General features: G+C 49.5%; 9 protein-coding genes. 1 reads left to right on the forward strand and 8 read right to left on the reverse strand.

Annotation, left to right across the window (positions count from 1 at the left end; genetic code table 11):
- Positions 1 to 250: 250 nt before the first annotated feature.
- Positions 251 to 6,142, forward strand: a complete 5,892-nt coding sequence (locus ACESQ2_RS24090; RefSeq protein WP_004118855.1) for a DUF3320 domain-containing protein — start codon at positions 251 to 253, stop codon at positions 6,140 to 6,142.
- A 1,187-nt stretch (positions 6,143 to 7,329) separates the two neighbouring features.
- Here the strand turns inward: ACESQ2_RS24090 and ACESQ2_RS24095 are convergent.
- The 8 genes from ACESQ2_RS24095 to ACESQ2_RS24130 all read right to left on the reverse strand — a co-directional run bounded on the left by ACESQ2_RS24095 (position 7,330) and on the right by ACESQ2_RS24130 (position 12,133).
- A complete protein-coding gene (locus ACESQ2_RS24095) occupies positions 7,330 to 8,595 on the reverse strand; it encodes a type II toxin-antitoxin system HipA family toxin (protein ID WP_049077831.1) in 1,266 nt (421 codons plus the stop codon).
- Positions 8,585 to 8,905 (reverse strand): helix-turn-helix domain-containing protein, encoded by a 321-nt coding sequence (locus tag ACESQ2_RS24100; protein ID WP_049077829.1) that lies wholly within the window; start codon positions 8,903 to 8,905, stop codon positions 8,585 to 8,587. Before ACESQ2_RS24100 ends, ACESQ2_RS24095 begins: the two co-directional genes overlap by 11 nt.
- Positions 8,906 to 9,066: 161 nt before the next feature.
- Entirely contained in the window at positions 9,067 to 9,927 is an 861-nt protein-coding gene (gene repA, locus ACESQ2_RS24105; protein WP_075209041.1) for a plasmid replication initiator RepA, read from the reverse strand.
- 199 nt (positions 9,928 to 10,126) lie between these two features.
- A complete protein-coding gene (locus tag ACESQ2_RS24110) occupies positions 10,127 to 10,663 on the reverse strand; it encodes a phospholipase D family protein (RefSeq protein WP_049077828.1) in 537 nt (178 codons plus the stop codon).
- A 3-nt stretch (positions 10,664 to 10,666) separates the two neighbouring features.
- On the reverse strand, positions 10,667 to 10,906 hold the full coding sequence (locus tag ACESQ2_RS24115; RefSeq protein WP_224250949.1) for a hypothetical protein: 240 nt from the start codon (positions 10,904 to 10,906) through the stop codon (positions 10,667 to 10,669).
- Positions 10,848 to 11,072: a hypothetical protein gene (locus ACESQ2_RS24120; RefSeq protein ID WP_224250948.1), complete on the reverse strand. Its 225-nt coding sequence runs from the start codon at positions 11,070 to 11,072 to the stop codon at positions 10,848 to 10,850. Before ACESQ2_RS24120 ends, ACESQ2_RS24115 begins: the two co-directional genes overlap by 59 nt.
- A 58-nt stretch (positions 11,073 to 11,130) precedes the next feature.
- Entirely contained in the window at positions 11,131 to 11,430 is a 300-nt protein-coding gene (locus ACESQ2_RS24125) for a hypothetical protein (protein WP_224250947.1), read from the reverse strand.
- A 118-nt stretch (positions 11,431 to 11,548) separates the two neighbouring features.
- Positions 11,549 to 12,133 carry a fertility inhibition protein FinO gene (locus ACESQ2_RS24130; RefSeq protein ID WP_049077826.1) on the reverse strand — a complete coding sequence of 195 codons (585 nt, stop codon included), beginning with the start codon at positions 12,131 to 12,133 and terminating at the stop codon, positions 11,549 to 11,551.
- Positions 12,134 to 12,170: the final 37 nt, after the last annotated feature.

The raw sequence follows: 12,170 nt of genomic DNA on the forward strand, positions 1-12,170 counted from the left end.
TAGCAAAATACTAAGATGATTCTTAGGGACGACCTCTTGACGGTAGAGGAAGCGTGCATTGATTTTTACAATCACTACCTTTCGCCCCCAACCTAATCCGCGAATGATGCTTTCTGTACTTGCGCGCCTGTTCTGATACTCGCCGCCAGAGCAATCAAATTGCTGATGCTTTCTGCCTGTTCAATGCGTCTCCTGTCGTCAGCACTACTGTGCATATTTGAGTGATTTCCTCTTAAGGAGAACTAGTTTCATGGGTATAAAAGCGCAGGTGAGTATCGCGCACAAGCTGGGGTTCACATCACACCAGAATGCAGTTCCGCTGTTACGTGAGCTCATCTTGCATAATGAGTCCGAAGAGACATTTCAGGATCTGACGCTGCATCTGCGGACCGCGCCAGCCGTGCTCGAAGATAAAAAATGGAATATCGACCGCCTGCTTCCCGGTACTTCACTGGATATCAGGGATCGGGATGTCAAACTTAATGCCAAATGGCTCGCCGAACTGACCGAAAGCGTACTCTGCGAAGTCACCATAAGTTTGTGCCAGGGTGAGGAAGAAATCTTCATTACTCATTATTCGCTTGAGGCACTTGCGAAAAATGAATGGGGCGGCAGCGCAATGATTGAATTGCTCCCTTCATTTATCATTCCTAATGATCCGGCGGTAGATCGTGTACTCAAGGCAGCCTCTGATGTCCTTCGCCGTGCAGGCAAGAATGACGCTCTTGATGGTTATGAAAGCAAGTCGAGAACTCGTGTCTGGGAAATTACCTCAGCTCTCTGGACTGCTGTCTGCAACCTCAATATCAGTTATGCCCTTCCCCCAGCCAGCTTTGAACGGAATGGCCAGAAAATTCGCACACCAGGCATCATTCTGGAAGGAAAAGTCGCGACCTGTCTGGATACAACCTTATTATTTGCTTCAGCACTGGAACAGATTGGTTTGAATTCACTGCTAATGCTCAGTGAAGGTCATGCGTTTGCTGGCGTCTGGTTACAACCACAGGAATTTTCGCAGCTAGTGACAGAAGACGTCTCTGCGGTGCGCAAACGTGTCGACCTAAAAGAAATGGTCGTATTTGAGACAACTCTCGCGACCAGAGCCCACCCGCCTTCATTTACTCAGGCATCTGATGAAGCGTTAAAGTATCTTAACGAGGATGTTTTTCACGCAGCCATTGATTCGCGTCGCGCGCGGATGCAGAAAATTCGGCCACTGGCTCTGGGTGTCACTCGCCTTGAAGGACAGCCTGATGCTGAGGAGGTTATTTCTCATGGGTTTGAGGACGCTCCCTCTCTCCCTGATGTTGACATTGATATTGAAACAGCTGGCGAAAAAGAAGCTGGGGGCCGGCTTGTACAATGGCAACGAAAACTTCTGGACTTAACCACCCGTAACCGCCTGTTACACCTGCCTGAAAGCGCTAAAGGCATTCGTTTGATCTGTGCGAATCCTGGCCATCTTGAAGATAAGCTAGCTGAAGGCAAACGCATTCGCATTGTCCCGCTCCCTGATCTAGAGAGTGGAGGCCGCGATGCCGAACTTTATCAGCAGCTCACAAACGAGAACCTGCGGGAAGAATACGCCCAGATTGCGCTGGAACGCGGTGAAGTCGTCTCCGCAATGGAAAAATACCGCCTCGAGTCATCCCTAATCGACCTCTATCGAAAATCGAAAAGTGATTTGGAGGAAGGTGGTGCCAACACTCTTTTCCTCGCTGTGGGCTTCCTTAAATGGAAAAAATCCGCTGATGATCCCAAAAGTTACTCAGCTCCACTGATACTACTGCCGATTCAGCTTGACCGTAAAAGTGTACTTTCGGGCGTGTCCATGCGTTTGCTGGAAGAAGAGCCCCGCTTCAACCTTACTCTGCTTGAACTGCTACATAATGACTTTGCTCTGACAATTAACGGCCTCGATGGCGATCTGCCCACCGATGAAAGTGGTGTTGATGTGGATGGCATCTGGAATATGGTACGGCGTGCTGTGCGCGACATACCCGGTTTCGAAGTCACCCGTGATGTCGTGATTGGCACATTCTCTTTTGCCAAATATCTGATGTGGAAAGATCTAATCGATCGGGCACCTCAGTTGATGCAAAGTGCGCTGGTAAAGTATCTCATCGAACGCGGCCAGGACAATGCCGTTCTGGATAAGAGCGGAGAAGTCATCAACGTTGAGGAACTCGATGACAACGTCAATACGCAGGATCTTTTCCTACCGCTGCCTGCAGATTCCTCGCAAATCGCCGCCGTTGTAGCCTCTGCAAAAGGGAGGGATTTTGTTCTGGATGGCCCCCCCGGTACCGGTAAGTCGCAAACCATAGCCAATATGATCGCGCATAATCTTGCGCTGGGAAGGCGCGTACTTTTTGTTGCTGAGAAGAAAGCGGCACTGGATGTGGTCTATCGCAGGCTTGAGGCTCAGGGACTCGGTGAATTTTGTCTGGAACTGCACTCGAGCAAAACGTCCAAGATGGATTTTCTGAAACAGCTAGAGCGGGCATGGGATGCGCGTGATCTACTGACTACCTCGGAGTGGAAGGAAGAAGCGGCCAAGGTGCAGCACCTGCGAGACAAACTCAATGAGGTTGTCCGTTTGCTCCATCTGCGCTGGCCAAATGGCTTAACGCTCCATCAGGCAATGGGCACGGTTATCAGGGATGCAAGTAGCGCCACGCCGCACTTTAGCTGGCCTGCATCGACTTTGCATTCTTCTTCAGAGATGACTCAGTTCAGAGAGATAGTAAAACGTCTGGAGCTGAACCGTGATACCTGGAAACAGCACGGCGATCATTTTGACCTCATCACGCAGGCTGACTGGACCAATGGGTGGCAGTCTTCTCTCATTGCTGCAGCAAATTCATTGCCTGCAATCATCGATCACCTTGAAAACGCCACCGAGGAATTACTGAAGGCGACGGGAGTTACTCTGGACTCTACTGAGCCCGAGAGACTGTCGCAACTAACTTCATTCTGTGAATTATTGACGGAAGCTTACGGCATTGATCTGAATTTCATGTTCGCACCGGATGCCACAAGCCGTATAGAGTCAGCGAATAAAGCCGTTCACCTCCTGAAAGAGATTGAAGTGACAAAGGCTAATCTGTCAGTTACCTACCCTGGTAACAGCTGGCAGTACGTTAATGCTCCGCAGATCAGAAACGTACTTGACGTCGCTGACAAAAAATTCTGGTTCTTTGCGACCAGTGCCCGCAAGAAAGTCATTGGTGAAGTTATCCGACAATACTCGCTAACGTCAGCTCCCGACTTATCCGTTGATCTCCCCATTGCTGAAACTCTGCAGACATTGCTGCAACGTCTGACCGAGCTTAACTCTGTCACTTTATCCCTGCCGGGATGGGCTGGGCTGGATACCAACGTTGCACAGTTGCAGACCACCCTGGAACTTGCAGAATCTATCCGCAATTCGCTTGGTGGTTTTGCTTCTTCGCCACAGCAGTTGGTCGAGATCCGCACTGCTGTAAAAAATCTGATTATTGATGCCAATGACCTTCTCGGTTCGCAGGGTGTTATCTCCGCCCTGACTCGGAAACTGCGCACAGCAATCGCCAATTTCAATGATGCACAGGTTAGCTTCTGCAATCTGATAAAACCAGCTGAGGACAAACCATCGCTCCCGGCACTGCGTGACTGCGCACTCAATATCCTGCAACATCAGTCTGCTCTTAAAGCCTGGAGTGACTGGAGCCGTGTACGTGAGGAAGCGATTTCACATGGCCTGCAGCCAGTGATCAACGCGCTGATCCATCTTAACTCAGGAGAAATAAGCGCTGCAGAGATTTTTGAAACTGCCTATTGCCGCTGGTTTGCATCGTGGATGATCGATTCAGAGCCGCTGCTGCACAATTTTGTGCCGGCTGAGCACATGAGTGATATTGAGGCTTACCGTGCTCAAACCGATCGTCTGGCCAAACTGACAGTACGCTATATCCGTGCTCGTTTATGTGGCGTCATTCCTGCAAAAAATGAGGTCAGCAAGCAGAGTGGTTTTGCACTGCTTAAACATGAACTACAGAAATCCCGTCGTCATAAACCGGTACGCCAGATGGCAGCCGAAATGGGCGATGCCATGGCCAAACTTGCCCCCTGCATGCTGATGAGTCCGCTTTCAGTCGCCCAGTTCCTGCCCTCCGACCAAGCCTTGTTTGATCTGGTGATTTTCGATGAGGCATCACAGATTGCCCCGTGGGATGCTATCGGCACCATGGCGCGTGGCAAACAGGTGGTAATCGCCGGTGATCCCCGCCAGATGCCGCCAACCAGCTTCTTTAATCGTGCAGCTAATGACACGGACGATGATACTGAAGAAGATATGGAAAGCATTCTGGATGAGTGTCTTGCTGCCGGCCTGTATAACCACAGCCTGAGCTGGCATTACCGGAGCCGTCATGAAAGCCTGATTACCTTCTCCAACCATCGCTACTATGACAGCAACCTGATTACGTTCCCCGCTTCCGAAACAAAGCAAAGTGCTGTCCAGTGGTGCAAGGTTACAGGCGTCTACTCTAAAGGGAAAGGACGTCATAATCAGGTCGAGGCAGAAGCGATCGTCGCTGAAACGGTGAAGCGACTGACTGATAAAGAGTTCGTTGCATCAGGCAGATCGATAGGCATTATCACGCTGAATACTGAACAGCAAAAGCTAGTCAGCGATCTGCTGGACCGTGCCAGACAGCATCACCCTGAAATTGAACCCTTCTTCCAGTCTGAACTGGAAGAACCTGTTGTGGTTAAAAACCTCGAAACGGTTCAGGGGGATGAACGCGATTTGATCATAATTAGCATCGGGTACGGCCCGACTGAGCCGGGCGCAAATACAATGTCGATGAATTTTGGCCCGCTTAATCGCGAGGGAGGCTGGCGCCGGCTGAATGTTGCCGTCACACGTGCGCGACAGGAAATGATGGTCTTCAGCTCGTTCGATCCTTCCTTCATCGACCTTAATCGGACCAGCGCCCGCGCGGTTGCTGACCTCAAACACTTTATTGAGTTTGCCCAGCGCGGCCCTGAAGCTCTTTCTCAGGCAGTACGTGGGTCTGTAGGCGGTTATGACTCACCGTTTGAAGAGGCAGTAGCAAATGGTCTGAGGAGAAAAGGCTGGCATGTTGTCCCGCAAATTGGCGTATCCCGTTTCCGTATTGATTTGGGGATCGTTCATCCGGATAAGCCTGGCGACTATCTTGTCGGTGTTGAATGTGACGGTGCCACTTACCATAGCGCAGCAACAGCACGCGATCGCGATAAAGTCCGCAGCGCTATCCTACAGGGCCTGGGCTGGAAATTACTGCGCCTCTGGTCAACTGAATGGTGGATTGATAAAGAAGGTGCACTCGACAGGCTGGATACAGCAATAAATCGCCTGCTGGAGGAATCCAGAGCAGCGGAAGCCGCACTGATTGCTGAAGCAGAAAAACAAAAGCAGATTACGCCAGTCATCGGTCACGTAACCAATGATGCCAGTGAAGACATACTGGTATCTGAAATTACACCTGTCGCTAATGATGAAGAAATATCCACGTCAGTAAACCCTATCATCACGCCTCCCGCCGAAGTAAGCGAAGATGATGGTGGCACTGAGTTGAAGTATGCATCTACAGCTTCTCAGAATAACAACAAGCCAGCGCATGCCGGTAAGTATGTCGTTAACGATCTTCAGGAATGGCACGACAGGACAGATGCAGAACAATTCTATATCGCTGAATATGATGAGACACTTAAAACCCTCATTGAAGCGGTGGTAACAAGTGAATCACCCGTTCTGGATACAACGCTTGTGCAACGCATCGCACGTATACACGGCTTCACTCGCGCTGGCAGACTGATACGTGAACGCGTAATGGAAATTGTGGATCAACACTATCACCTTGCAGCCGATCACTCAGGTGAAAACTTCGTCTGGCTGTCCGCTGAGCAACGTGCTGACTGGAATGCGTTTCGTTTGCCTGCCACGGATAACGACATTCGCCAGGTTGACGCGATCCCTAGTGAGGAATTGCGCGCACTGGCGCTGAGTATTAAAGGTGACAATAAGATACAGGAAATGACCCGCTCGCTTGGAATTAAGCGCCTGACCAGTCAGGCAAAAAAAAGGATTGAATCAATACTTAATGTTGTTTGAAGGTCAACCGTGTGGAAAACCACTTTTAGAGACTAATAGTCTGAAATATAGAGTCTTAATCGACCATTTTGAGACCGGATGTATTAAAGTCGATTTCTGACACCTCTTATCGTGGTTTTCCACATCACCAACATCGACCAGTTGGGCGTAATTAAGGAGTACTAACCTGCTCCCCGTATTTTCACACAGACTGCTGTTAGTTACTTCCGCTTTTGGCACAAAGCAGACGTTAAGACTTACAGCATCGGGAAACTTCTGGATGCCGCGTCAGCGGCATGGAGGCGCCAGATGAGGTTACATGTGTCTGTGGAGTCAAATGGCGCCGAAAGCCCGGCGTAGCCGGTTACCTGGCTATAAACTCTGCCACCCTACCCCCTGCCCTGATTAGCCTTAACCCGCTTACAGCAATGAAGAAGTAAAAGTAATCCCTTTTAACCCCGGTGAGCGGGCTTTACGGCGTTTACGACGTAAAGGGCGTGATTTCCGGGGCCTTAGCGGCGGCAGCTTGCTGCTGACGCTTAGGGGGATGTTCTTCAGTTATTTCAGCGACACCAGGGAACTTAACACGGTAGCTGGCAAAGCCATACCCGCTTAAAACATCACAGAAGCCTCTGTACGCGGTCGGAGTGGACCCGACAAGGCGACAGCCGCAGTCGGGGCGTATCTCCGCGTTAGTGCCGTCAGGCGCTTACGAGCGTATACCCCGGGATTGCAGCAGCACGACTTACAGCGATGAAGAATAAATAGTTACAACACCCATCATTAAAAGCGATGTCTTTCCCCGGCCTTCGGCCGGGGGCGGCGGCGCTTTTCAGTGGTGGAAAGGGTTCTGTTGTTGCAGCTGTGCACGGTATTGGATTGTGGCCAGAGAGGGGCTCGGGGTTCAGAAAAGGCAGCGGGCTCTCAGGGTGAGGAAGGAAAACTCTTTATGAATGTTGTAACTAATAATTATCCTCATAACTGACCATGAACAGGTACTTAGTTTAAAAGAATGCAGTTAAAGGGTTTTTAAAAGAATACTTGCAGCCTGGATAGACGCCGGTTATCAGTTAACCAGCCTGGTCTCTTGCAGTTAATAGTGGATATGTCGTTCCGCAAAGAGAGAAGAGCCATCCATACTGTTTTGTTACTTGACTGAAGACGGCGGTGGCCTGAGATACTGGAAGCCCTCGCCGTTTAAGCGCGGTTCAGGATTTGATACCGCTAATATTCTCATCGATGCGAGTCTGGATATAACTAAGGGTATCCCTGGTAACCTTTCCTGGAAGGAGCTCATGACATTTCTTCGAAAATGTCGTAGCCACACTGGCTATCCGGTCGATAATCTCATTCACCCGGCTTTCCTCCAGTTCAGCTTCCCGTATCCCGAGATTCATCAGATGCTCACGCTCTATAGTAAGCGCTTCGCCCATGACATCCATCTGATGGTATCCGCCTGGACCGTCACAGAATGTAATGTCAAAGGCTGGCGCCAGCGACCAGTTCCCGTTTGCTGACATCAGATAGGCAAAGTTTTTTGGATGATCGTCTCTGTTATTAAAGATGACGTTAAATACCACTCGTTCGAATGCGCGTCCTTTTTCACGGACATCATTTGTACAGAGCTGTGTCGCCCGAAGAAAACTGGCATAGTCCATTGAACCCGGAACCTGATAGTTTGCACCAGTAAAAGCAGCAAGACTTTGCATAGGGACTTTCATTCCCCGCTCTCTGTCAAATCTTCTGGTTGCAAACGCAGCCTGCTCACCTGGTAACTCAAAATATTCCGTCTCAGGAGTATCAATCCCGCATTCTCTCAGACACTGGGCGTATATCATTTCTACGGCGCAAACTTCAGGATGTTCCTGCCTTGCCGGAAATTTTATTAGCCATGGTTCAAGTCCCAGAGCAGGTACCGTTGTAAACTCACCGGTCCCGGAGTCCCGGTAAAGAAGGGCTTTTGGCCTCGCTCCCTGTGGTGATCCCCCCATAAGCAGAAGTCGGTTGAGAAACTCCCCCCCTTCCCCCTTCAGAACTTCCTGGACCTCTGCTGCTAACTGACTAATCGGGATATAGTCCTGGACAGATAAGACGTCCGGTGATGCCGGCATATATGACATCGCGCCCATAGCATTACTGCCGATGTACGCGAGACGTTCAAGAGGACCAATTCTTGCGCTGCTGAGTCCGCGTTTACGGAACAGTCTGTCCATAAGTAACATTCCCCACCCGTCAGGTAGTGAATCATAGACAGGTCCAGGGAGCCCCAGTTGGTGCTGTGGAAAATCTCTCCGGAGACTAGGACCAGAAAGCGGCAGCGTATAACGTGCCAGTTCCAGTCCTTTCTCACGGGCGGCAGGACTATATTCAAAAACAATAACTGGTCGCCCCGTCAACACAGTCGTACTGACTAAGGTACCCCAGAGCCAGCGCTCTCCCCAGCCTTCGTAAAAAACCTCAATACTATTCATTATGGCCTCCCTTACTTCTGATACGTTTTCGGGTTAAGGTGGACTCATAACGGCGTAGATCTTCGAGGCTTTCAAGTCTGGGTTTGAATAGTCCTTGCAGTTCATCAGTCCGCCCCAGGACCATGGCTACACGGATAATATTCTCAAACCCAGTATTTTTCCCCGATTCCAGATTTGACAACGTATTCACCCCAATGCCAGCCCTTTTGGCCAGTTCTGACTGGGTCATCTGTTGATTGATTCGTTCTTTGCGCAGTCGATCGCACAAGAGAGAAACCATTTCGTCAGGCTTTCTAAACGATAAATCCAGCATAATGTGAACTATCTCTATAAAACGCGATTAACACACAATATTATGGAATTATACCATGGTGGGCGGTGAGCGCAAATCAGAGCGAGGTAATGACAAGGCAATATCAGTCGTTTGGTCATGGAGACCTTATTAACCGTGAGGTGTCGAAAAGCCAGTTGGTTCTATATCCGTGTACATAGACTGCGCGAAAGAATCATCCTCTCTTTTACTCTTCTCTTAATCTCATCGCGTATCCGGGATAAATCAGAGACAAACAGTCCTTTTGCAATCTCCAGCGTAAGCTCCTTCCTCACACGTTCGGATATCTCCCGGAAGGTCAGTTGAGCTTCTTTTCTGGCTCTGCATCGTTTCTCTCCATAAGCTTTACGCATCAGTCTGTACGCTTTGAAACGGGCGCGGAACACCCCCCAGGCCAAAGTAACTAACTCGTTAAGGCTTAGTCTGCTCCGACCTTCTGCAGATCTCTGCAAATTAAGATATTCAGCCCGACTTCTGCGGACGGAATCAATCGATTCAGGCGAAACATCAAGAACCTCAAATAAGCGTGGCAGGAAAGTAATATCCGTTGGCAGATAACAACCTGCATCTGGATCATACTCCGTACGATAAGTTATCAGCCCAAGCTCCTCTGCCAGGTAGCGTAAAGCACGTGTCGCCCGACAAATTGATAAATTTCCCTGTTCCGATTCAGTAGCAAGTCCACATTCAGAGGCCAGTGTCGTCATGGTGACATTTACCCGATTAGCAAGGGGATCATAATGGAAGCACAATCCCTGAAGTAGTGCGTTTATAGCGCGGCATCTGAGGGCTGGCGGCCGCCGTTTCCTGTAACCGTTAGCTCTTGTATCAGCCACGAGCACTGTGAAGATAAATGTATCCGTAAAACCCTCAACTTTGGACATCAGTTTCTTGTTAAATGGCAGTGTACGTTTAGGTGTTTGCGTTCCCTTCTTACAAGGTACGGTAAACACCGGATAAGGATTATGTACTTGCACATAGCTAGAGCAGGAAACCTTATCCATTGACTACATCTCCCTTGCCAGATAAATGATGCTCAAAAATCAACCGATATTCTTGTAATACCTTTTCCATGGGGGTAATCTCCATACGTTGTGTTCACAAGCAACAGCATCCAACCCCGCTTATTTTTCCTGGTAGAAAAGTGGTAAGCGGGGTTTTTATTTGTCTGCTCAATTAGTTGAAATCTACGGCAATGAAAAATCAGTATGCATGAACCCAGTTAGTCCCCGTCTCCCATCTGGACTGCCAGTGCTGCAGGTAGATCTCAGCCAGCACCGGGTAATCCCGGATAACCAGCGCGTTTTCTGAGTTACTGCGCGCCGCTGCACGGGTGTAGTTGAACGATCCTGTTTCCACATTCCTCTCGTCAGTGATAATCACCTTGTCATGCATGATCCTGAACTTACTGACCGTTCGCACAGGAATGCCGGCGTTGACCAGCAGATTCATCGCCGCTGCGCCGGCACTGCCTTTTTCGCTGTTCGCTTTCCAGTCGACAACCACTTTGACATCGACGCCCCGCTGCTTTGCCGTTATCAGTGCCCGGGTCACTTCCGGTGACGTAAAGCTGTAACCCATTAGACGGATGCTTTCTTTTGCGGTATCAATCGTGTTCAGAATCAGTTGCAGCGCTGAACCTTCAGGAGAAAAGCCGGCCTGCACGGTTGGCTGAGCTATCGATCCGCCAGAAAAAAATAAACAGACCACCAGAAGACCCGACAGTGTTATTCGTTTCATCTCTTATTTTCCCTGCGCCTTATTTATTGCTTGTTGAGTATTTTCTGCCTCAGTCATTCCGGCATATACCGTGGTATTATCCGCGGATGCTCCCTTAACGGGCATGATAATAACCCCCTGTGTACCGGTTAATCCCTTTGCAGTCGCAATATCATCGATATCTTTCAGAGTTGCATTAATTTCATTAATAGTATTTTCTTTGAATTGTATATTTACAGATTTTGATTCGATGACACCCTTCATTCATTCCTGTGCCATAAATGCCATTGTGATATTTGAGGTATACATCCTCCCCTTTTTCTTTCCAGACCTGCAGTCCGGTTTTTGCCGCCAGCAGAGATTCCGGACAGCGACTGCTGAACACCGGCCATTCCATAAAGTAGTAGCGTACGTTTTTGTTCGCTTTCATGACCTTTTCCAGCTCGGGCGCCAGCCGGCTGCACCAGATACACTGGTAATCAAAGAACTCAACCACCATGACAGCGCTGTCTGCAGCTAATACGTTTATCTGCCACTATCCGGGCCTGTTGTGCCAGTACGGCTGATTTTAATCCCCGGGTTTGTTTTTCCTGCTGCTCCTGCTGTAACGTCTCACTCATCGGGATAAGAATATCCGGATGTGCACGCATATAATCTGCGGCAATTTCGCCAATCCGGCTTTCCTGCTCAGGAGTAAATACAGGTGTTATTTCGTTAGCATATAACAGAGAGCTATGAATTAATATCACAGAAACACCCGAGGCTATTAAGGCAGCTTTAAGTTTCATAAATATCCTTTTAAATGACAATGTGTGACGGGCAGATATTATCACTCTGCCAGAGTATTCAATGACACTGGCAGAGTTAAAGAGGGAATACAGATTAAATAAACTGAATTAAAACAGATTAAATGATTTCATTCTGAAGTCTGGCCTGCTGCCGGTGCTGTTTTTCCATCCGCTGGAGCGCATACTGCTCTTCATCATCGGTCACCTGGCTCACCGGTTGCCCAGTTAAATCAACGCGCTCCGCACCCGCGGTCATCGATGAGAGATACATTTCAGAACGGGTAATTCGTTTCAGGCATTTAATCACCTGTTTATGGGACAACGGTATACCCCGAGCGATCATATCAGCAAAGATCGCTTCCCGGATCCCCGTAGCCAGAAGGCGCGGCGTGTTACCATCAAAGAGAGCAGGCCACCAGGTCTTCAGGGTGTCAACGGCCACCTGCAGCTCCGGCAGACGCAGGTAACGAATCGTCCGGGCGGGTTTCCCTGGGTTTTCAGGTTCTGTCGGAACTGATTTGACCGGTTTTCCCTGTTCCGCTTTTCTGGCCAGCTTCCCTTTCTTCACTTTCCATGCCGGCGGCGTGGTGACATTCACCACTTGCTTACGCCTGACGATGCGGGGCGTATCGGCAGCCTGGCCGGCCGTCTGTTCCGCCGGCTTTCGTTTCAGGCTGAGGGTTGGACGTTTATCTTCCGTCATAGGTTGAAGTAATCCTGCAGTTAACACTGAGTGAGTA

This window comes from Klebsiella sp. Q11 (genome assembly GCF_964241505.1).
Lineage (GTDB): Bacteria > Pseudomonadota > Gammaproteobacteria > Enterobacterales > Enterobacteriaceae > Klebsiella > Klebsiella michiganensis.